The sequence below is a fragment of the Thermosipho melanesiensis BI429 genome (genome assembly GCF_000016905.1).
Classification (GTDB): domain Bacteria; phylum Thermotogota; class Thermotogae; order Thermotogales; family Fervidobacteriaceae; genus Thermosipho; species Thermosipho melanesiensis.
This window is the reverse complement of sequence record NC_009616.1, coordinates 603260-624013: the sequence shown is the minus strand read 5'-3', so window position 1 is coordinate 624013 and position 20754 is coordinate 603260. Positions and strand designations below refer to the sequence as shown.

Annotated in this window: 25 protein-coding genes; 23 read left to right on the top strand and 2 right to left on the bottom strand. The window is 32.1% G+C overall.

All coding sequences use genetic code 11. From position 1 onward, the window contains the following. Nucleotides 1–59 precede the first annotated feature (59 nt). Nucleotides 60–446 carry an alkaline phosphatase family protein gene (locus tag TMEL_RS03080; RefSeq protein WP_012056821.1) on the top strand — a complete coding sequence of 129 codons (387 nt, stop codon included), beginning with the start codon at nt 60–62 and terminating at the stop codon, nt 444–446. After that, nucleotides 433–1197 carry an alkaline phosphatase family protein gene (locus TMEL_RS03075; protein ID WP_012056820.1) on the top strand — a complete coding sequence of 255 codons (765 nt, stop codon included), beginning with the start codon at nt 433–435 and terminating at the stop codon, nt 1195–1197. The genes TMEL_RS03080 and TMEL_RS03075 overlap by 14 nt, the downstream gene beginning before the upstream one ends. Here TMEL_RS03075 and TMEL_RS03070 read toward each other — a convergent pair. After that, nucleotides 1194–1667, bottom strand: a complete 474-nt coding sequence (locus TMEL_RS03070; protein ID WP_012056819.1) for a ferritin-like domain-containing protein — start codon at nt 1665–1667, stop codon at nt 1194–1196. The genes TMEL_RS03075 and TMEL_RS03070 overlap by 4 nt on opposite strands. A 101-nt stretch (nt 1668–1768) precedes the next feature. On the opposite strand from TMEL_RS03070, the gene TMEL_RS03065 reads away from it, so the two are divergent. The 17 genes from TMEL_RS03065 (at nt 1769) to TMEL_RS02985 (ending at nt 16158) form a co-directional block, all read left to right on the top strand. Beyond that, nucleotides 1769–2818, top strand: coding sequence for a YfbR-like 5'-deoxynucleotidase (locus TMEL_RS03065; RefSeq protein WP_012056818.1), 1050 nt, complete (start codon nt 1769–1771; stop codon nt 2816–2818). Nucleotides 2819–2833: 15 nt separating this feature from the next. Then, on the top strand, nt 2834–5395 hold the full coding sequence (gene secA, locus TMEL_RS03060; RefSeq protein ID WP_012056817.1) for a preprotein translocase subunit SecA: 2562 nt from the start codon (nt 2834–2836) through the stop codon (nt 5393–5395). 5 nt (nt 5396–5400) lie between these two features. Then, complete coding sequence (locus TMEL_RS03055; protein ID WP_012056816.1) at nt 5401–6120, top strand: hypothetical protein; 720 nt, start codon at nt 5401–5403, stop codon at nt 6118–6120. Further along, on the top strand, nt 6107–6424 hold the full coding sequence (locus tag TMEL_RS03050) for a cyclic nucleotide-binding domain-containing protein (protein WP_012056815.1): 318 nt from the start codon (nt 6107–6109) through the stop codon (nt 6422–6424). The genes TMEL_RS03055 and TMEL_RS03050 overlap by 14 nt, the downstream gene beginning before the upstream one ends. Nucleotides 6425–6488: 64 nt before the next feature. Continuing rightward, nucleotides 6489–6896, top strand: coding sequence for a methylmalonyl-CoA epimerase (gene mce / locus TMEL_RS03045; RefSeq protein ID WP_012056814.1), 408 nt, complete (start codon nt 6489–6491; stop codon nt 6894–6896). 14 nt (nt 6897–6910) lie between these two features. Further along, on the top strand, nt 6911–8449 hold the full coding sequence (locus TMEL_RS03040; protein WP_012056813.1) for an acyl-CoA carboxylase subunit beta: 1539 nt from the start codon (nt 6911–6913) through the stop codon (nt 8447–8449). A 10-nt stretch (nt 8450–8459) separates the two neighbouring features. Continuing rightward, a complete protein-coding gene (locus tag TMEL_RS03035) occupies nt 8460–8771 on the top strand; it encodes an OadG family protein (protein WP_012056812.1) in 312 nt (103 codons plus the stop codon). Further along, entirely contained in the window at nt 8744–9139 is a 396-nt protein-coding gene (locus TMEL_RS03030; RefSeq protein ID WP_012056811.1) for a biotin/lipoyl-containing protein, read from the top strand. The genes TMEL_RS03035 and TMEL_RS03030 overlap by 28 nt, the downstream gene beginning before the upstream one ends. A gap of 10 nt (nt 9140–9149) precedes the next feature. Continuing rightward, nucleotides 9150–9551: a cobalamin B12-binding domain-containing protein gene (locus tag TMEL_RS03025; RefSeq protein ID WP_012056810.1), complete on the top strand. Its 402-nt coding sequence runs from the start codon at nt 9150–9152 to the stop codon at nt 9549–9551. Next, nucleotides 9548–10426: a methylmalonyl Co-A mutase-associated GTPase MeaB gene (meaB, locus tag TMEL_RS03020; RefSeq protein WP_012056809.1), complete on the top strand. Its 879-nt coding sequence runs from the start codon at nt 9548–9550 to the stop codon at nt 10424–10426. Before TMEL_RS03025 ends, meaB begins: the two co-directional genes overlap by 4 nt. Before the next feature lie 27 nt (nt 10427–10453). Continuing rightward, nucleotides 10454–11149 carry a tetratricopeptide repeat protein gene (locus tag TMEL_RS03015; protein ID WP_012056808.1) on the top strand — a complete coding sequence of 232 codons (696 nt, stop codon included), beginning with the start codon at nt 10454–10456 and terminating at the stop codon, nt 11147–11149. Between the two features lie 9 nt (nt 11150–11158). Beyond that, a complete protein-coding gene (locus TMEL_RS03010; RefSeq protein WP_012056807.1) occupies nt 11159–12115 on the top strand; it encodes a PhoH family protein in 957 nt (318 codons plus the stop codon). Next, nucleotides 12102–13463 carry an HDIG domain-containing metalloprotein gene (locus tag TMEL_RS03005; RefSeq protein ID WP_012056806.1) on the top strand — a complete coding sequence of 454 codons (1362 nt, stop codon included), beginning with the start codon at nt 12102–12104 and terminating at the stop codon, nt 13461–13463. Before TMEL_RS03010 ends, TMEL_RS03005 begins: the two co-directional genes overlap by 14 nt. After that, a complete protein-coding gene (gene ybeY, locus TMEL_RS03000) occupies nt 13447–13863 on the top strand; it encodes an rRNA maturation RNase YbeY (RefSeq protein WP_012056805.1) in 417 nt (138 codons plus the stop codon). The genes TMEL_RS03005 and ybeY overlap by 17 nt, the downstream gene beginning before the upstream one ends. Next, on the top strand, nt 13844–14677 hold the full coding sequence (locus tag TMEL_RS02995; protein ID WP_012056804.1) for an EamA family transporter: 834 nt from the start codon (nt 13844–13846) through the stop codon (nt 14675–14677). The genes ybeY and TMEL_RS02995 overlap by 20 nt, the downstream gene beginning before the upstream one ends. Before the next feature lie 15 nt (nt 14678–14692). Then, nucleotides 14693–15358 carry a DUF554 domain-containing protein gene (locus TMEL_RS02990; protein ID WP_012056803.1) on the top strand — a complete coding sequence of 222 codons (666 nt, stop codon included), beginning with the start codon at nt 14693–14695 and terminating at the stop codon, nt 15356–15358. A gap of 17 nt (nt 15359–15375) precedes the next feature. Further along, nucleotides 15376–16158 carry a Rossmann-like and DUF2520 domain-containing protein gene (locus TMEL_RS02985; protein ID WP_012056802.1) on the top strand — a complete coding sequence of 261 codons (783 nt, stop codon included), beginning with the start codon at nt 15376–15378 and terminating at the stop codon, nt 16156–16158. A 16-nt stretch (nt 16159–16174) separates the two neighbouring features. On the opposite strand, the gene TMEL_RS02980 is transcribed toward TMEL_RS02985, so the two are convergent. Next, a complete protein-coding gene (locus tag TMEL_RS02980; RefSeq protein WP_012056801.1) occupies nt 16175–17599 on the bottom strand; it encodes a phospho-sugar mutase in 1425 nt (474 codons plus the stop codon). A gap of 196 nt (nt 17600–17795) precedes the next feature. Between TMEL_RS02980 and TMEL_RS02975 the strand changes: the two genes are divergently transcribed. From TMEL_RS02975 to TMEL_RS02960, 4 genes are all read left to right on the top strand, one after another. Then, on the top strand, nt 17796–18329 hold the full coding sequence (locus TMEL_RS02975) for a helix-turn-helix domain-containing protein (protein ID WP_041425945.1): 534 nt from the start codon (nt 17796–17798) through the stop codon (nt 18327–18329). A 20-nt stretch (nt 18330–18349) separates the two neighbouring features. Beyond that, nucleotides 18350–18742 (top strand): adenosylmethionine decarboxylase, encoded by a 393-nt coding sequence (speD, locus tag TMEL_RS02970; protein WP_012056799.1) that lies wholly within the window; start codon nt 18350–18352, stop codon nt 18740–18742. Between the two features lie 2 nt (nt 18743–18744). Then, the gene (gene speE / locus TMEL_RS02965; protein WP_012056798.1) at nt 18745–19653 is read left to right on the top strand and encodes a polyamine aminopropyltransferase; all 909 of its coding nucleotides are present in this window, start codon (nt 18745–18747) and stop codon (nt 19651–19653) included. A 73-nt stretch (nt 19654–19726) separates the two neighbouring features. Continuing rightward, nucleotides 19727–20749: an extracellular solute-binding protein gene (locus TMEL_RS02960; RefSeq protein ID WP_012056797.1), complete on the top strand. Its 1023-nt coding sequence runs from the start codon at nt 19727–19729 to the stop codon at nt 20747–20749. The last annotated feature ends 5 nt before the right edge of the window (nt 20750–20754 follow it).

Below are 20754 nucleotides of genomic sequence, written 5' to 3'. Positions count from 1 at the left end.
AATTAATCCCCGGTTATTGTAAAATATAACCGGGGATTAATTTTATATGGAGGGAAAAAATGGGAAATTTATTAAAACCAGAATATGAAAAAAGCATAGTTTCGTTTGTTAATGTATTGTTGAAACATTTTGGTGTGTCACCCAACCATGAATTTATAGAAATGAAAGAGTTTCTTTTACCATACCTTGATAGTAAAGAAAAAATAGTTGTATTTATTTTGGATAGTTTGGGATACAAAAAGTTTGAAGAGCTTAAAGTAGGTTTTGAAGATTATACAAAGTTAAGTAGTATATTTCCTACTACAACGGCTGCAGCTATTACTAGTATTATGACGGGTCTTACCCCACAAGAGCATGGGGTTTTGGGGTATATACAATTTCTAAGAGAGATTGGAACGTTGGTTAACATGATAGATTTTAGTTTTTCCGGGAATGGGAGAAAATAGTTTTTCGACAATTGTAAAAAAGTCTTTAAAGCATCTTCCGAATGTTTTTCAACTTTTGAAAAAAGAAGGAGTATTTGCAGGTATATTAACTGCGCAGAATATTACAAATTCGGGTCTTTCTTATTTTACCCAAAAAGATGCAAATGTTTTTGGTTATTATTCTATGCTTGATATGTTTTCTAATTTAGAAAAACTTTTAAAAAAGGATTTTAAAGGTATTTTGTTTGTGTATTACGGAATTTTAGATGGAATAGGGCACAAAAAAGGTCCGGATAGTGATTCATATGAATATGAAGCAAGATATCTACTAGATTGGTTTAAAAAGTTAAATGTTGACAAAAAAACTAGAGTATTTTTGCTAGCAGACCACGGAATGGTAACTACTCCTAGAGAGAAAAACGTTTTTTTGGGAAATGAACTTATGAAATTTTTGAGAATACCTCCCACTGGAGAAATGAGGATGATGTATTTTTACGTTCAAAAAAACAAAAAGAAAGATTTTTTAGATTATATGGAGGAAAATTATGGAGGAAGGTTTGAGATAATTCCTTCTATAGAGGCTCTTGAAGAAGGATATTTTGGAAAAGGAAAGATGCATCATGAGACGAAGCATAGAATAGGAGATTATGTGCTTTTATGCAAAGAAAATTACTCTTTTACTTACATGTATACTGGTGGAGAACAAAAATTGGAAGGAATGCATGGTTCACTGAGTTATGAAGAGTTATTCGTGCCGCTTGTAATTATTTAAATTTTGCTTCCTTCGCTAAACATATCAAATGTATCGCTTTCGTTCAATTTTAATGTTAGTTTTTTCATGTGTTTTTTTTCTTCTTCTATGATCTTTTCAAATGCTTCTTTATTTGGTATAAGTGCTTTTATATCTGTGTAGAATATTATAGAATCTTTTTCCACTTCTATTGCCAATTTTAAAGCCTCTTTTACACTTTGAGGTACTTTAATGCTTAGTTTTGGGAATATAATGTCATCCGCAAAGGCTTTTAAATAACCGATCTCTTCTTCGTTTAAAGATAAGGTTTGGTTTTCTTCGAAAGATTTGAGTATTTCCTCAAAAATTTTTGCATGTTCCCTTTCTTCATTTGCAAGCTCGACGAAGAGCTCTTTAAGTTTTCCAGTAGAAATGTTAGCAAGTTTTGTATAATATGAATAACCCGCTCCTTCGATTTTTAATGCAACGCCTAATAATTCGTTTACTGTCATTTTTTCACCTCCCCTATATGTATTTTACAATATTTTGTTTTTAAAACAAAATGTTTAGATTAATTTATATATGTTAAAATACATATGAAGGAGGGGAAATTTTGGGATATGGCAAATTAATACTCATGCTTGGAAATTTGTTTACCATTCAAAGATGGAATAACAAGCCATCAATTGTGAAGTTTTCAGAAGCGGATAATGCTTTTTCTTCTTTGTTAATATCTTTTGCTTTGAGGGAATATTATCATATGGATATAGAATCTTCATTGAAATGGAGATTAAGCAGGGTTTTACCGAAATTAGTTTTATCAGATATTTCTCTTGAGCTAAAAGAAAGAGTTGAAAGGTTATCACCAGATGTTTGGGAAAAAGTTAGACAAAAAGCTTTTCAAGAATTATATAAAATAACTGGAAGAAGTTCTATAGAAGGTTTAATTATGCATAAATTTGATAATATTGATAAATATGCTGATGTAATTACAAGTCTTTTCGAGGCAAAGGTAAATGGAAAAGTTTTTGATTTTGAAAAGCCAATAAAGGAGCTTAAGGAAAAATTGGATAATTTTTCAAAAGATTTTGATGAAGTAAAAGATATTCCAAAGATAATCTTTTCTATCGTATTAAACATGGTTTCCATGATAAGATGGAATAGAATGTATAGAAATATTAAAACTACTGTGGCAGGGCACTCTTTTATTGTTGTAACCATTGCATATATTATTTCTTTACAGCTAAAAATGAGGAAAGAAGAAATTGAAGAGATAATAAAACGGGCTCTTCTTCATGATTTGCCTGAGGCATTTACAGGTGATGTTATAACCCCAACAAAGAAAAAGACACCTGAACTTGATGCTTTAGTGTCAAAGGTTGAAAAAGAAATGTTCAACGAATGGATAAAGGAAAACCCAAAAATATCTTATCTAAAAAAGTTTGAAAATATCGTTTCAGACCCTTTTTCAAATCATACAGGTCAAATAGTAAGAACTGCAGATTATTTTGCTGCATTACTTGAATGTTCGCTTGAAATATTTTCGGGAAATAAGGAACGGTTGTTTAGAGAGGTATTTTTTGATCTTAAAAAGAAGTTAAAAAACTTTGAAAACATAGACTTAGGTGAATGGATTGATGAGATAGAAGATATTGTTTTTTAAAAAAGGAGGAATTTTATGAAATTATTCGACAAGAATGAGAGAGTTTTAAAAAGGTACTGGAAAAGGGTAAAAAAGATAAATGAAATTAACTTATCTAATGTGCCATTTAGTGAACTTATATTAAATATGGAAAAGATTAAAAACAATATAACAGGGGAAAACATAGATGATTACCTTGTAGATGTTTTTGCAATTGTTAGAGAGATTGCAAAAAGAACAATAGGATTAAGACCATTTGATGTGCAACTTATTGGTGGTATGGTGTTACATGAGGGAAAGGTAGCAGAAATGAAAACTGGTGAAGGAAAAACACTAGTAGCTACAATGCCAATTGTTTTAAATGCGTTGCTTAAAAAAGGTGTGCATCTTGTTACAGTAAATGATTATCTTGCTAAAAGAGATGCTATGTGGATGGGGCCTATTTATCTTGCTTTGGGACTTAGAGTAGCTGTTATAAATACCCAAAACAAATCTTATGAAGTTGTCTGGAAAAATAAAGAACTTTTCGAGAAGGCAATTAGAGAAAATCTAAGTGTATGGCCAGAAGGTTTTGCTGAAGAATTTTTGCCTGATGATAAAAAGGTAAATACAGATTGTTTTGATGTAGAATTAAAAGAAATTACTAGAAAAGAAGCATACGAATGCGATATTACATACGGGACAAATACAGAATTTGGATTCGATTATTTAAGAGATAACCTAGTGATTAATTTGGATTCTCGTGTTCAAAGAGGCCATTTTTTTGCGATTGTCGATGAAGTAGATAGTATACTTATTGATGAAGCTCGAACACCATTAGTAATAAGTGGGCCTTCTAAGACTAAAGCATCAGATTACAGAAGGTTCAACCAAGTTGCAAAGAGATTGAAAAAAGATGTCCATTTTACAGTGGATGAGAAGAAAAAGACAGTTGTTTTAACAGATGAAGGGATAGAGTATGTTGAAAAATTGCTGAACATAGAGAATCTTTACGATCCAGAACATGTGAATAAAATGTATTTTCTTTTAAATGCACTTAAAGCTCATCATTTATTTAAAAAGGATGTTGACTACATTGTCAACAATGGAGAAGTTATTATAGTTGACGAGTTTACTGGGAGATTGTTACCTGGTAGAAGGTACAGCGGAGGCCTCCATCAGGCAATAGAAGCAAAAGAAGGTGTGCCAATAAAAGAAGAATCTTTAACATATGCAACTATAACCTATCAAAACTATTTTAGAATGTATAAAAAATTGGCGGGAATGACTGGGACGGCAAAGACTGAGGAAGAAGAGTTTAAACAAATATATGGAATGGAAGTAGTTGTAATTCCTACTCATAAACCTATGATTAGAAAAGATAGGGATGATTTAATATATAGAACAGAAGAGGAGAAATTCCAGGCAGTAGTAAGTGAAATAAAAAAAAGGCATGAGAAAGGTCAACCGGTGTTAGTTGGAACAACATCTATTGAGAAAAGTGAAAGATTAAGTCAAATGTTAAAAAAGGAAAATATACCGCATAACGTTCTTAATGCAAAGTATCATGAAAAAGAAGCGGAAATTGTTGCACGAGCTGGACAAAGGGGAGCTGTAACTATAGCAACGAATATGGCAGGTAGAGGTACTGATATAAAATTGGGGCCGGGTGTTAAAGAGCTTGGCGGGTTGTTAATAATAGGTACAGAAAGGCATGAAAGTAGAAGGATAGATAATCAACTTAGGGGAAGAGCGGGTAGACAGGGTGATCCAGGAGAATCTATATTCTTTCTTTCTCTTGAGGATGATATAATTAGGATTTTTGGTGGAGAAAAGCTCGAAAAAATAATGAATTTGGTTAAAATTGAAAAAGGAGAACCTATTTATCATCCAATGCTCACAAAGCTCATTGAAAGGGTTCAGAAGAAAGTGGAAAGTATAAACTTTGCAATTAGAAAGAATTTATTACAAATGGATACAGTATTAGATGCTCAAAGAAAAGCTATTTACAGCTATAGAGAATATTTACTTTCTGGAAATCTAGACGAGCACTTTTATGATGCAATGGAGGATTTCATAGAGAGGATATTGGAAGAATTTTGTGAAAAAGAAGTGTGTGATACTCAGAAGATAAACGAATCGTTGAAAATTTTGAATATAGACGAAAAATTACCGGATACAAGAGAAGAAACAAAAAAATATTTAAAAGATATTATATTAAAGAGATATAATAAGAAGAAAGAAGAATTAGGTGAAGATTTTTCAAAAATAGGAAAATACATTGCTCTTAGAGTTTTGGATGAAAATTGGAGACAATATCTTGAAGAAGTTGAACATGTGAAAGAAGCAGTAAGCCTTAGAGCATATGGCCAAAAGGATCCAATAATCGAGTTTAAAAAGGAAACATTTAGAATGTTTGATGAAATGATGGCAAGAATATATGAACAATCTATTGTGTATACCTTAAACATAAGAAAAATAACAGATGAAGCGGAAAAAGAATCTAAAAAGGAACTTGAAAAGTTATACGTACAACACGATGAATTTAGTCTTGTTAACAGAAAAGAGAGAAGAACAGCAGAAAAGAAAGGGAAAAAAAGGTTAAAGGTTAAGAGGTGAGAATTTTGAAAATCCAAGGAATAATTTTTACCGTTAACGAAGTTCCACGAAAACTTTATAAGATAAAAAGTGGAAAAGTAAGGGAAATGAAAAAATCAGGACCTGTAATGTTAGAACCAGGTGATTTTGTAGCCCTTCCGGAGTATTTGCTTGAGATTCCTTTGACGGGGGATGTTTCGGCTATTGAAGAATCTGAAATAGAAGAGGTTAGTTTAACCGATGAATTTGAAAATATACTTTCAAGACTTGTTTTTTTAAGAAAAACAAAAATAAATAATAACTCTTTTTCACTTGAAGATTTTCTAATTGAAGATGAAGATCTTGATAATGTGATTAATCACATGGAAACACTGCTGTCATTAAGTGTTGGGGAACTTCCTGATGATGAGGAAGCGGCAATGCACTTAATTGAAAATATCGATGAGTCAAAATTACTTACTAAGGTAAATTATATAAAAAATTTCATAAAAAAATTTCCAAATTCGAAAATAGGTGCTGAATTAATTTTAGATACAGCTAAGAAAGTGTATTCGACAATTGGAGATAGATATATTACAAAACTTCTTTGTAAGAAATTACTTTTACATTATTCTGATAATTTAGAGGCTTGCCACAATGCCCTCAACTTACTTGCTTTAGTATACAAAGAGGAGGGAAATATTATGTGGATATTTTATTCGGAATTATCGAAATATGTTGAGGTGAAACAAAATGAAAACAGTTGAAATAAACGATGGCGAAACTATATTTGAAAAAGGTCAAGAGTCAGGCTTTGTTTACATAATTAAGTCTGGGGAAGTTAAAGTTATATACGAAGAATTTGAGGAAGTTTTGATGCAAAATGAGATAATAGGTATTGAAGCTCTTTTGAGAGAGCCATATATGGAGACAGCAATAGCGAAAAACAAAGTAAAACTTACACAACTTTCTCCAGAAGAATTCAAAGAATTGTACAGTGGAACAGATGTTGAGAAAAAAGCGTTAAAATCCTTTACCAAAAGGACTATGAAAATACTTGGCTGGATTTAATCAATAATTTTGATATTTGATAATGTAAAATCCTAATGTTAGAATTTAGGCGGAGGTGATTAATTTGGAAACAAACAAAATAGATCATATTGGAATTGCAGTTAAAGATGCGTCGGAAAGATTAAAGTTATACCAGGATTTTTTAGGGCTTGAAATATCGAATATAGAGGAACTACCAGAAAGGGGATTAAGAGTTTATTTCGTAAAGATAGGTGAAACAAGATTTGAATTGTTGGAACCTATTAGTGAAAATTCAGAAATTTCTAAGTTTTTGGAAAAGAAAGGGGAAGGTATTCATCACATTGCGATAAACGTTAAAGGTATTGATTCGGCGGTTGAACTTGCAAAAAGTATGGGATTTACCCCTTTGTCTGAAACTCCTAAAAAGGGTGCGGGAAATACGAGAGTGCTTTTTTTGCATCCCAAAACAACTGGTGGAGTTTTACTTGAATTGGTAGAAGGAGAACATTAAAAGGAGGAGTGAAAATGGAAGAGTTGATCAAAAAGTTAAAAGAAATGGAAGAAAACATAGAAAAAGGTGGAGGAGAATCCCAAATTGAAAAGCAACACAAAAGGGGAAAGTTAACTGCAAGAGAAAGAATAGCTCTATTGTTTGATGAAGGTACGTTTGAAGAAATTGATAAATTTGTAAAACATAGAAATACACAATTTGGTCTTGATAAAAAAGAGCTACCCGCAGATGGAGTAGTAACTGGTATCGGAAAGATTAATGGAAGACCTGTTGCTGTATTTTCCCAGGATTTTACAGTAATGGGCGGTTCTTTAGGCGAAATGCATGCAAAAAAAATAGTAAAATTAATGGATTTAGCTTTAAAACTTGGAATTCCTATTATTGGTATAAACGATTCTGGGGGAGCAAGGATACAGGAAGGTGTTGATTCATTATATGGTTATGGTGAGATCTTCTTTAGAAACACTTTAGCTTCCGGAGTTATTCCACAAATAACTTTAATTGCTGGACCTTGTGCTGGTGGAGCGGTGTATTCGCCGGCAATAACAGATTTTGTCATCATGGTGGACCAAACAGCTCAAATGTTTATTACAGGACCTAATGTTATTAAAGCAGTTACTGGTGAGGAGATTTCAAAGGAAGATTTAGGAGGCGCTTTTATACACAATTCAAAAAGTGGGAACGCCCACTTTATTGCTAAAAATGACGAAGAAGCAATAGGTTTAATAAAAAATTTACTATCGTATTTACCTCAAAATAATATGGAAGAGCCTGAGGTTTTGGGCGGAGGTAATCTTGAAATTGATGATTCAATACTAAACATTGTATCTCCTAATTCTAAAAAAGGATATGATGTAAAAGATGTGATAAGAAAAATAGTTGATAATGGGGAATTTCTTGAAGTCCACGAACATTTTGCGAAAAATATTGTTGTAGGTTTTGCTAGAATAAATGGACATCCCGTTGGTATAATTGCAAATCAACCAAATGTTTTTGCAGGAGTTTTAGATATTGATTCTTCTGACAAAGCAGCAAGGTTTATTAGATTTTTAGATGCATTTAACCTACCCATTGTTACATTTGTAGATACACCTGGATATCTTCCTGGAACCAAACAAGAACATGGAGGTATTATTAGGCACGGGGCAAAAATGCTATATGCATACAGTGAAGCAACTACTTTGAAAATCACTGTGATATTAAGAAAAGCCTATGGTGGCGCATACATTGCCATGGGTAGCAAACATCTCGGAGCGGATTTTGTTGCAGCCTGGCCAACGGCAGAGATTGCAGTTATGGGACCTGAGGGTGCAGCTAACATAATATTCAAGAAAGAAATAGAGTCATCTGATAACCCTGAGGAAACCAGAGCAAAAAAAATAGAAGAATACAAAAATGCATTTTCTAATCCATATGTTGCTGCATCAAGAGGTTATGTAGATGCAGTGATTGATCCAAAGAATACAAGAAAATGGATTGCAAAGTCGATAGAATATGGAAAAACGAAAGTAGAGCCAAGACCGAAGAAAAAACATGGAAATATACCATTATGAGGTGAAATAAATGCTTACAATAATGCTTATAGGTTTAATCACGGTTTTTTTGGTTTTTACCGTTTTGTATTTTGTCTTTTTACTATTTGGTTTTTTTTCAAAGAAAGCAGCTGTAAAATTACCTAAAAAGATAGAACCTCAAGAAGAAGTTGGTGCTGATGAAGCTGAGATAGCTGCTGTTATGGCCGCTATATATGCTATACTTGGACCTGTTTCTATTAAAAAGATATATAAAAAGAAGGAAAAGAGAAATTGGGTGGTATGGAAAAAAACTGGATGGAGAGGTGTAAAAGGATGGTCAGGAAATTCAGAGTTAGAGTAAATGGGAAAGAATATATTGTAGAAGTTGAGGATTTACAACCAAATACTACAACAACTGAAACACAAGTTAAAAACGAGATAAAGGTTGAAACAGCTGCTCCAGCTAAAGCAGAAGAAAAGGTGCAAGATATTCAACCTAAACCTGCTAGTGCCGGTACAAAAGCTATTAATGCACCTATGTCTGGAATCGTCTTAAAGGTATTGGTATCACAAGGGCAAAATGTTAATCCGGGTGATAAAGTCGTTGTTTTGGAAGCAATGAAAATGGAAAATGAAATAATTTCTGAAACAAGTGGCAAAGTGAAAAATATTTTAGTAAAAGAAGGAGATAATGTAGATACTGGACAAGCCCTAATTGAGCTTGAATAGGAGGGGTAAAATGGAAAAGAAAATAAGAGTACTTATTGCAAAACCAGGACTTGATGGGCATGATAGAGGGGCTAAAGTGGTTGCAAAAGCTTTGAGAGATGCGGGAATGGAAGTGATTTACACAGGTCTAAGGCAAACACCTGAACAAATAATTAGTGCCGCTATACAAGAAGATGTGGATATAATTGGCCTTTCTATTTTATCTGGCGCGCATATGAGCATATGCAGGAAAATTCTCAACTTAATGGAAGAAAATAATTTCAATGTACCTGTTTTTGTGGGTGGTATAATTCCTGCTGATGATGTAGTTGAGCTTAAAAAAATGGGAATTAAAGAGGTATTTGGTCCTGGGACTCCTTTAAATACAATTGTTGAAAAGATTAGAGAAATGTTTACGGGGGTAAAAAGTTGAAAGAACTTCTGACAAGATTAAAGGAAAAAGATCAAAAAGCGCTTGCAAGATTAATCACTTATGTGGAGAATAACTTAGAAAATTCGTTTATTGATGATTTATGGACAAATAATTCTAAAGTGATAGGTATAACGGGGAGTCCAGGAGCGGGAAAAAGTTCTCTGGTTAACTCGCTTATAACTGAGATGAGAAAGAGTAATAAAACAGTAGGGGTTATAGCTGTAGATCCAACAAGTCCGTTTACAGGTGGAGCGTTTCTAGGTGATAGAGTACGTATGAAGAACCATTTCCTTGATCCAGGGGTTTATATAAGAAGTATGGGAAGTGGAAATAGCTTAGGTGGACTCAATGAGGGTATATTTGATGTTATCAAATTAATGGATGCATATGGATTTGATTATATTATTGTAGAAACAGTTGGGGCAGGGCAGAGCGAAATAGATATTGTAAATGTATCTGATGTTGTGGTTTTGGTCTTGTCACCAGGTACAGGTGATGAGATACAGTTGTTAAAAGCGGGAATAATGGAAATAGGAGATGTGTATGTAATAAACAAGGCAGATTTGGATGGAGCAGCATCCTTAAAAATTCAGCTTGAACATACTCTTTCATTCTCTAATTTTCAAAAAAAGATTATTGAAACTGTAGCTACATCTGGTAAAGGGGTAAAAAAGTTATATGAAGAGATAAATACAATATTAGATGATTATACTAATAATGGGGAACTTGAAAATAGAAAGAAAAGAAGGTTAAAAAAACATGTAGAAACTATAGTAATTAGAAAAGTAAAGGAAGTAGTTAATGATATAGAATATGATGAAAAAATTTCAAAGATGGTAAGTAAGGTTTTTAAAAACTTGTGTGATATAATTTAGTGAGACAGTTGAGGATAGGGGGATATTATGAGGAAGCTTGGGGTATTATTCTGTTTGATTTTGTCTATATTTCTTTTGGCAAATGTTGAAGATAATTTTATTGAGGCGCGGAAGAATCAAGATGTAGAACTTATAAAGGTTTTAATTAGTCAATTGGAGAATACGGATAATTATCTTTTATTTGCTGAATCTCTAATGGAATATGCTTTATGGGGAGCTGGTGAAGACGAAGATAAAGAAGCGTTGTATGAAAAAGCTTTGGAGTATGCAAAAAAAGCAATAGAAAAAGAACCTGAAAATGGTAGAGCGTATTACGTTGCTGGAGCAATAATTGGTAGACTTGCACAGTACAAAGGAATAGTAAAGAGTCTATTTATGTTGGGGGATTTTGATAAATATACAAAAAAAGCAATTGAATTAACAGATGATAAATTTTACAAAGCGCTTTCTTTATTAGCAATGGGAATGAGATATAGAGATGTACCATGGCCATTGTGTAATTACAAAAAATCCGAAGAATATTTGTTAAAGGCTTTAGAAATTTTACCAAATTATCCAAATATACATCTTGAGATGGGGAAATTATATGAGAAGTGGGGAAAAAAAGAGTTGGCAATAAAAGAATATGAATTGGTGTTGAAAGAACCTCCCCACCCTTTATTATTAGAAACGGATAAACAGGCAAAAGAAGAAGCGAGCGAACTTTTAGAAAAATTAAAGTGAGGTGCTTAGGTGTTAAAGAGATTGACTATTCCAAAAGATGTTTTAGTTGTTGAAATTTTTGGGCAGTATGATAATAGACTGAGGTATTTGAAAAAAAGATTTGGGCTTGATATTTCAGTAAGGGGAAATGAAGTGTTTATAAAAGGTGAAAATAAAGAAGATTTAAAAACGGTGGAAAGTATAATCCAAGAAATGGTGAATATAACACGTGATGGACATCTTTTAGATAGACAAGAGTTTGAATATCTTGTTTCAGAAAAAGAAAGTGAGAAAAATTCAGAAATTCTAACAGATGTTGTAACAAAGACGATTGTAAGAGGTAGGGTAAAACCTAAAACTAAAGGGCAAAAGAAGTATATTGAAGCTGTTGAAAACAACGATATAGTATTTGTCATTGGTCCAGCAGGTACCGGTAAAACATATCTTGCATCTGCTTTGGCGGTTGATTATCTAAAAAGCGGAAAGGTAAATCGAATAATTCTTACAAGGCCTGCTGTTGAGGCTGGGGAAAAATTGGGTTTTTTGCCGGGCGATTTGTCTGAGAAAGTTGACCCATACCTTAGACCCCTTTTTGATTCATTAATGGATATGCTTCCGTTTGAAAAGTTCATTTCATATAGGGAGAAAAATATAATTGAAATTGCTCCCCTTGCTTATATGAGAGGTAGAACTTTGAATAATGCGTTTATAATACTAGACGAGGCGCAAAATACCACATATGAACAAATGAAGATGTTTTTAACTAGAATAGGGTTTAATTCAAAAGCTATTGTGACGGGGGATATTACCCAAATAGATATAAGGGAAAATTCTGGACTTGTTATGGCGGAAAAGATTCTGAAAGATATTGAGGGAATAGGTTTTGTTTATCTTACGGAGGCAGATGTTGTAAGACATTCGCTTGTAAAGGAAATAATAAAAGCGTATGAAAAATATGAAAAAGGAGAAAGAGATGAAAAGAATTAATCTTGAAGGATTGTTTGTTTCGTTAATTTCGGTTACCCTAATAAACCTGTTTGATTTTAACTTTGTAAAAGCTTTGAATGAGTTTATTCTTTTGGTTTTTGCATGGTATTTTATTGTTTATTTCCTTTATAAAAATATATATTACTTTAAATTACATAAAATATACAAATATACATTCTACGTTATATTCATTGCGGGAATTTTTATTACATATCCTTCCATGAAAAATTGGGATGTTAGCTTATCTCCTTTTTTGATTTCATCTCTTTTGTTAACGCTTTTAATTACTTACGAGGTTGGAATTACCGCGGGTATTCTTCAAAGTGTTTTACTTTCCTTTCATTTTGGAGACTTCTATTCACTATTTTACTTTATTCCGCAGATTATTATTATGAATTATCTTATTAGAAATATAGTAAGAAGAATAGAGATAGCAAAAGCAGCTATATTTACTTCTTTGATTGCCCTTCTTTTATCTATATCGCAGTTTCCGTTAAAACCCGTTTATCTTAACATCTATTCAATTGGTTATAGCATTTTAAATCCATTTGTTTCAACTGTGATAATATTGGGGATTCTTCCGTATATAGAATATTTTTCAAGAATTTATTCGAATATTGGTTTATCAGAACTTGCAAATATGAATCATCCTTTGTTAAAAAGATTATCTTTACAAGCTCCTGGAACGTATTATCACAGTATAATGGTTGCAACGCTTGCTGAGGCAGCAGCGGAAAGAATTGGGGTAAATTCGACGTTCGCAAGAGTTGCATCGTATTTTCACGATATAGGGAAAATGATTAGGCCGTACTTTTTTGTTGAAAATTTAAAAAATGGTGAAGAAAACCCTCATAATCAAATAAGTCCTTTTTTGAGTCATATTGTTTTAGAAGACCATGTGAAATCAGGTGTTGAACTTGCAAGAAAATATAGACTACCTTTAAGGATAGAATTTATTATTCCCCAACATCATGGAACACGGGTGCAAAAATACTTTTACTACAAAGCAAAAGAATTAGAAGAAAACGTACTAGAAGATTCCTTTAGGTATCCAGGGCCAAAACCGCAATTTAAAGAAGCAGGGATTATAATGCTTGCAGATAGTGTTGAAGCTGCTTTAAAGAGTATAAATACATCAAATTATCAAAGGATAAAGGACAAAGTTGAGGAAATTGTTTCTGGAATATACAATGAAAAACAACTTGATGAGTCAGGGTTAACACTAAAAGAATTGGAACTGATAATCGATGAATTTATTAAGGTAGTTGTAAATATTACAAAGACTAGGATAGAATATCCAAAAGAAGAGATAAAAAAGGTGGTGCAAGCAAATGGTAACAACGAATAAGAATATAGAGGAGAAATATATAAGAACGGTGGACGAAGTAACAAGAAACGAATTGGGAAAAGAAGTAAATATAAATCTTGTTTTCCTTTCAAAAGAAAAAATAAAAAAAATAAATAGAGAATTTAGAAATATTAATTCCGAAACAGATGTTCTAACATTTGTTTACGGTGATGACGACTTATTTGCGGAAATATATCTTTGTGAGGATGTAATAGAAGAAAATGCCAAAAAATTTTCAAATACATATGAAAAGGAACTTTTAATGGTATTGATACATGCAGCTTTACATTGTAGTGGATATGATCATGAGTATGATAAAACGAATGCAAAAAAGATGTTTGATTTACAAGAAAGATATTACGAAAAGTATTTAAAAAAATATGGAATGGATAACGTTTAGAATAGTACTTCTTGGTTTTGAGAGAATTTTTGGAAAGATAATAACTAGAAAGACATCTCCTATACTTTCTGCGTGGGGATTTTTTAGTTTTTCTACATTAACTTTGTTACCTTTTTTAGGAAAGGTAAATTTTAATATAATAAAAGTTTCTGTGTTTAGTGGCACAATATATGCATTATCATTTTTTTTATACATGTATGCATTAAAATATGAAGATGTATCTGTGGTTGCACCCCTTTACAATGTAAATGCAATTTTTTTAATTTTTACCACTTCTATCTTTCTTGAGGAAAAGATTACGATTCAAAAAATACTTGGAAGCCTTTTTATGATTTACGGTGTTTCGTATCTAAAAAAAGACGTAAATTTAAAGCTTTCTTACAAAAACTTATTGAAGAGCAAAGGCGCAATTTCTATGATAATATCTTCCTTTTTAATGGCTATTGGGAGAACTATTGATGGTTTTTTAACAAAGTCATTTGATAAACTTGGGTATTCTTTAGGTGTGTATTTAGTTATAAGTGTTTACTTTTTTTTAATAAGCTTTTTTAAAAATAGGAATTTAAGAATATACGTTCAAATTGTAAAGTCAAAAATTATTGCTTTGGTTTTTGGTGGGGTGTGTAATGCATATGCATATTTTGCACTTTTAATGGCATTCAAAAAAATTGATGTGAGTATCGCAGAGCCAATATCAATGTTATCTTCGCTTGTTTCAATTTTAGTAGCTCGTTTTATATTTAAAGAAAATATAAAACTTAGATTTTTTGGAGCAACTATACTCATATCGGGAGCGTTCATTATTTACATTTAATATGGGGTGATATATGTGTTTACGCCTATAGTAAATGCAATTGCCATTGTGATTGGTAGTTTTGTCGGAATTTTTGCAAAAAAAGGCATACCAGAAAATGCTCAAAAAATATTATTTTATGCAGTTGGATTATCCACTATGGGATTATCTATCTCTATGATACTTAAAAGCAACAATTTTTTAATACTTCTCTCTTCCCTTGCAATTGGCGGAATAATTGGGGAGTTGTTAAATATTGAAGGTAAATTAAAAAAGTTAGGTGATTCTATCAAAGAAGGAGATTTTTCAACGGGCTTTGTGACATCATCTCTTTTATTTTTGGTTGGACCATTGACTATAATAGGTTCAATAACCGCTGGGATTACAAAAGATGGTTCTCTTATATACATGAAATCCCTCTTGGATGGAATTTCTTCTATTGTTTTGTCATCGGTTTATGGATTAGGAGTATTATTGTCTGCTTTTTCCGTTTTGGTTGTCCAAGGATTGTTTGTTCTTTTTGCTTCGAAACTTTCTTTTTTAACATCACCTCAATATTTGAACGATTTAATTGCAACGGGAGGAATTATGATACTTGGATTAGGGCTAAAAATACTTGATATAAAAGATACAAAGGTAGGAAACTTTCTCCCTGCTTTATTAATTGCTCCGCTTTTGGTATATATAACTGGTTTATTTTAAAGGGTAGGTGGTTTTTAATGAAAATAAACATAGCAGGAGTAGGAAAAGTAACAACGGCACTTCTATATAATCTAAAAGATAAAGTTGAAATTGGATATATACTCTCAAGAAATAAAGAAAAAGCTGAAAAAATTTCAAAAGAACTTAAACAGGGAATTCCAGTTACGTATAACGATTCTTTTAATTTTGAGGGAATTTTGTTTGTTGGTTATACTGATAAGGCACTACCAGAAGCAAAAGAAAAGTTGGAGAGATTTGTAACTTCTAATACTACGGTAATACATTTTAGTGGTTTTTATCCTTCTACTATATTTCCAGAAAAATGGCATCCTGCCTCTATTCATCCAAACTGTCCGGTTATTGGAAATGAAATTTCATTTAAGGATGTACCTTTTGGTATAGAGGGAAATATTGAAATAGCAAAAAAAATTGTGGGATTGCTAGAAGGGAAACCATATGTTATTCCTTCTGAATCTAAGACACATTACCATCTTGCTGCAGTTATAATGAGTAATTTTACGCATTCACTTATTTATCTTGCGGAAAGTATTTACGAAGATGCAAATTTACCTAAGGAATTATTTACAGAAGTAATGGAAAGCCTTTTAAACAATACAATTAAAAATATCAAAAAAAGTGGCACTTTAAAAACTATTACTGGACCTATTTTTAGAGAAGATATAGAGATAATTAATGCAGAAATGGAACTTTTTTGTACAAAATTTCCAGAATTGTGTTCTTTATATGATTCATTTATACAGGTGATTCTTTCAATGAAAGAAAAAACAAATGAAAAATAATGGGGAACTTTCCCCATTATTTTAAGTTGTCTAGTATATCGTTAAATTTATTTACAAGTATTTCCAAATTTTTTGATGACGTTTCTTCAGAATCTGAGACTGTCATAACATAAGCTTTTAATTTGGGTTCTGTGCCAGAGGGCCTTATAAAGATCTTTCCTTCCTCAAAAATAATGGCAATTGTTTCGTTTGGTTCGATATTTTCATATCCTTTTGAATAATCTATTATCTTTTCTCTAAAGTTTATTGTTTTTAGCTTTTTATAAATATTTTTAGCAATTTCGGCGTTTTTGAATTTATAGGTTAAAAGTTTTTCCATATAATACCCATACTTTTCATACAGAGAATTTAATCTTTCAATTAAGTCAAATTTTTTGGAAACTGCCGCAATTAATGCCGCCCCAACTGCACCGTCTTTATCCCTTGAAAGATTTCCCGTTAGATAGCCACAACTTTCTTCAAAGCCGAATAAGAAATTGTGATTGCTATTTTCTGCAAGATGACCAATAAACTTAAATCCCGTAGGAGTTTCAAAAAGTTTTACATTTTTTTCTTTGCACATGGGTTTTACCATGTCTGTAGTGACGATTGTTTTGATAATCATATCATTTTCAGTTGCATTTTCAAGTAAATAGTCTGTAATTAGTACTCCTACCTGATTCCCTGTTAATCTTTTTCCCTTCCAAATTACACCTACTCTATCACAATCTGGATCAGTTGCAATTCCTAAATCTGCTTCAAATTTTTCCATGTATTCCTTTAGCAAAACTAATGCTTCATCATCTTCTGGATTAGGACTTTTTACAGTTGGAAAGTTTCCGTCAAAAAACGCTTGTTCAGAAACAAGGATTAATTCTGCACCAAGGTTTTTTAATACGGATACAACTGGTTTTAATCCTGTGCCATGAAGGGGAGTATATACTATCTTTAGGCCACTTAAGTTTGTAGAAATAAGTTTTGCTACTTTATCAACATAATTATTGAGAATTTTTTTTTCTAAATAGTTGAAATTTTTAGAAAGTTCAATAGGGGTATTCCAAGCTCTTTCAACATATTTAGCTAAGATATCTGTTAACTTAGGTACAGCTTGTACACCGTCTGATGTATATACCTTATAACCGTTATATTCAGGTGGATTGTGACTTGCCGTGATAACTATTCCCATATCACATTTTAACTCTCTTACTGCAAAAGATAAAGCAGGTGTTGGAACGGGTTCGGGAAATATATAAACTTTATGTCCATCTGCGGCAAACACACTAGCTGAAATTTCTGCAAATTTTTGAGAGTTGTTCCTTGTATCATATGCAATAACCATACTTTTTAAATTGTTATCCTTCATATAGTTTGAAACGCCTTTACTAGCTACCATAACTGTCTTTTCGTCAAATTCACCTTCTTTCATAATACCTCTTATTCCACCTGTGCCGAATAATATCACTGTAAAACCTCCTTTCTTTTGTTTTTATTATATCATCAAATATCTTTTTAATACTTATTTTTAACATCATCCAGAATGATTTCGTTACTTTTGTTTTACACAAAATTAACTTGAAACCCCAGAAAAAAATTATATAATATGTTGTGTATCATAAACATTTTTTGTTTAGTATTATAGACATTAACGGGGTGGGATGTTGAAATTAGGTTCGAAAATAAGGACTTTGAGAGTGGCAAGGGGGTATACACAAGAGGAACTAGCGGATAGATGTGATCTTTCAAGAAGTTTTATTTCTCAACTAGAAAATGATCAGGTTTCTCCATCGATAGATACATTGGAAAGAATTTTGAGGGTTTTGGGAAGTGATTTAAAAACATTTTTTTCAAATGATAAACGGCAAGAGAAAATAGTTTTTAAAGTCAAAGATAGAGTTCCTATGTATTTAGATGAATTGGGTATAAAAGGATTTATTTTAATGGATAATATTGAAGATAAATCTATAGACCCAAAGTTGATTGAGATGGAACCAGGCGCTGAAACAGAGGAAGAAGAACCACATGAAGGTGATGAATTTGGTTTTGTGATTAGTGGGAAGTTGGAATTGATTTTGGATGGAAAGAAATATAAAGTTAATGAAGGAGATTGTTTTTATTATTGCGCTGATAGGAAACATAAAATAAGAAATCCATACAAAGAAAAAGTTAAGTTTATATGGATTGATATAGAATAAAAAGAAAGGGAGGGATTAACGTGAAAAGTTTAGGAAGACACATTATTGCAGAATTTTACGATTGTAACAAAGAAATATTGGATAATGTTGAAGCTATTGAAAAATCAATGAAAGAAGCAGCGTACGAAACAGGTGCTACATTAGTAAACTCCTCATTCCATAGATTCCTCCCATATGGAGTTAGTGGTGTTGTGGTAATATCCGAATCTCATCTTACCATTCATACTTGGCCCGAATACGGTTATGCTGCGGTAGATCTTTTTACATGTGGTGATGATGTAGATCCTTGGAAGGCATTTTCCTATTTGAAAAAAATTTTAAAATCTCAAAGGGTTCATGTTGTAGAACATCTAAGAGGAAAATATGATGAAATTGGTATACCCGAAAATTCCCCACACAAGATGGAGGTGTAATTATGAGTGAAAATATAGAAAAAAAGATAATGAAAGATTTTCAATATGGTTTTGTTCCAAACAGACATCTTTGGTATTTTGAATACTATACACCAGGTAATACGGGAATATTTATGAAAATTAATAAGCCATTGTATTCTGCACAAAGCAAATATCAAAGAATAGATATCTTTGAAACGGACTTTTTTGGAAGGGTATTTTCGTTGGATGGAATAACCATGACAACGGAAAAAGATGATTTTTTCTATCATGAGATGCTTGTTCATGTTCCTATGTTTATGCATCCAAACCCAAAGAAGGTATTGGTAATTGGTGGAGGCGATGGTGGAAGCGTTAGAGAAGTACTAAAACATAAAAGTGTTGAAAAAGTTGTTATGTGTGAAATTGATGAGATGGTGGTTGAAGCAGCTAAAAAATATTTACCAGTAACTGCTTCTAAATTGGATGATCCAAGGGTAGAATTGGTATTTGAAGATGGCTCACAATTTGTAAGAAAATTTAAAAATGAATTTGATGTAATAATAATAGATTCTACAGATCCAACTGCAGGTGAAGGTGGTCATTTATTTACTGAAGAATTTTACAAAGCATGTTTTGACGCATTAACTGAAAATGGAACTCTTTCTGCGGAATCTGAAGATTGGTTATATGATGGTGCATGGATGAGATTGGCATTTTCTAGAATCAAAAAGGTATTTCCGATTACCAAACTTTATCTTGGATTTATGCCAACATATCCAAGTGGAATGTGGTCATATACATTTGCATCAAAAGGAATTGATCCATTAAAGGATTTTGAGCCTGAAAAAGTTAAAAACTTTTCTGAAGAATTAAAATATTACAATGAAGAAATTCACAGAGCAGCTTTTGCACTACCAACATTTCTAAAAAAAGAATTAGAAGAATTATAATGTTTGGAGAATTAATTAAAATATGGATGGGCTTAAAAGTCCATCCATTTTTGTTGAAAAAGGAGGGGTATGTATGAAAAAATTTTGGATTGCGGTTGTATTAATTGCCGTTTTTATTGTAGTTACCTTTGTTGCTATTCCAAGGAAAAAGGTACTTTATATTTACAACTGGGAGGAATATATTCCCGACGAGGTTATTAAATCTTTTGAAGAAAAGTACAATTGTAAAGTAATTTATGATTCATTTGCTTCTAACGAAGAAATGTATGCGAAAATTAAGGCCGGTGGAGGAGGATACGATATAGTATTTCCTTCTGGTGACCACGTTTCAATAATGAAAAAAGAAGGATTATTGCTAAAGTTGGATCTTTCGAAGATACCAAATTTCAAATATTTGGATAAGAACATTTTGGAAAAAACCACATACGATCCCAATCATGAATATAGCGTACCATATATGATGGGATCTACGGGGATATGTGTTAGCAAAAAATTTGTCAAGAATTACGAACATTCATGGAGCATATTTTTAGATACAAAATTAAAAGGGAAAATGACTCTATTAGATGATATGAGGGAAGTATTTGGTGGTGCTTTAAAATACTTGGGATATTCTGTAAATACAACGAATCCAAAAGAAATAGAAGAGGCAAAGCAGTTAATATTAAAGTGGAGGGAGAATATAGTAAAGTTTGATGCATCATCTTATGCAAATGGAATAGTTAATGGAGAATATTGGGTTGTACACGGTTATGGTGAAGATATTTTCCAAAGGATACCAGAAGGCAGCGAAGATGATTTTGATTTTTTCATCCCCAAAGAAGGTGGTACACTTTGGATAGACAATATGGTAATACTAAAGGACGCAAAACATGTAGATCTTGCGTATAAGTTTATAAACCATATACTTGAACCTAAAAATGCAGCTTTAATTGCTGACTTTTTAGCATTACCTTCACCAAATGTTGAAGCAAGAAAATATACAACAGAAGAGCCCATTTATACTATAGAGGATTTGAAAAATTGTGAATTTATAAATGATATTGGTGAAGCAATAGAACTTTACAATAAAGCTTGGCAAGAAATAATAATGTAAGGGGA

What these genes read in the sequence shown, in the direction of transcription:
- TMEL_RS03070 (WP_012056819.1), bottom strand. Translation starts at nt 1,667, where the DNA reads ATGACAGTAAACGAATTATTAGGCGTTGCATTAAAAATCGAAGGAGCG.
- ybeY (WP_012056805.1), top strand. Translation starts at nt 13,447, where the DNA reads ATGGTAACAACGAATAAGAATATAGAGGAGAAATATATAAGAACGGTG.
- TMEL_RS03050 (WP_012056815.1), top strand. Translation starts at nt 6,107, where the DNA reads ATGAAAACAGTTGAAATAAACGATGGCGAAACTATATTTGAAAAAGGT.
- TMEL_RS03075 (WP_012056820.1), top strand. Translation starts at nt 433, where the DNA reads ATGGGAGAAAATAGTTTTTCGACAATTGTAAAAAAGTCTTTAAAGCAT.
- TMEL_RS03080 (WP_012056821.1), top strand. Translation starts at nt 60, where the DNA reads ATGGGAAATTTATTAAAACCAGAATATGAAAAAAGCATAGTTTCGTTT.
- TMEL_RS02985 (WP_012056802.1), top strand. Translation starts at nt 15,376, where the DNA reads ATGAAAATAAACATAGCAGGAGTAGGAAAAGTAACAACGGCACTTCTA.
- TMEL_RS03025 (WP_012056810.1), top strand. Translation starts at nt 9,150, where the DNA reads ATGGAAAAGAAAATAAGAGTACTTATTGCAAAACCAGGACTTGATGGG.
- TMEL_RS02960 (WP_012056797.1), top strand. Translation starts at nt 19,727, where the DNA reads ATGAAAAAATTTTGGATTGCGGTTGTATTAATTGCCGTTTTTATTGTA.
- TMEL_RS03040 (WP_012056813.1), top strand. Translation starts at nt 6,911, where the DNA reads ATGGAAGAGTTGATCAAAAAGTTAAAAGAAATGGAAGAAAACATAGAA.
- TMEL_RS02995 (WP_012056804.1), top strand. Translation starts at nt 13,844, where the DNA reads ATGGAATGGATAACGTTTAGAATAGTACTTCTTGGTTTTGAGAGAATT.
- TMEL_RS03015 (WP_012056808.1), top strand. Translation starts at nt 10,454, where the DNA reads ATGAGGAAGCTTGGGGTATTATTCTGTTTGATTTTGTCTATATTTCTT.
- TMEL_RS03035 (WP_012056812.1), top strand. Translation starts at nt 8,460, where the DNA reads ATGCTTACAATAATGCTTATAGGTTTAATCACGGTTTTTTTGGTTTTT.
- secA (WP_012056817.1), top strand. Translation starts at nt 2,834, where the DNA reads ATGAAATTATTCGACAAGAATGAGAGAGTTTTAAAAAGGTACTGGAAA.
- speE (WP_012056798.1), top strand. Translation starts at nt 18,745, where the DNA reads ATGAGTGAAAATATAGAAAAAAAGATAATGAAAGATTTTCAATATGGT.
- TMEL_RS03005 (WP_012056806.1), top strand. Translation starts at nt 12,102, where the DNA reads ATGAAAAGAATTAATCTTGAAGGATTGTTTGTTTCGTTAATTTCGGTT.
- TMEL_RS03030 (WP_012056811.1), top strand. Translation starts at nt 8,744, where the DNA reads ATGGTCAGGAAATTCAGAGTTAGAGTAAATGGGAAAGAATATATTGTA.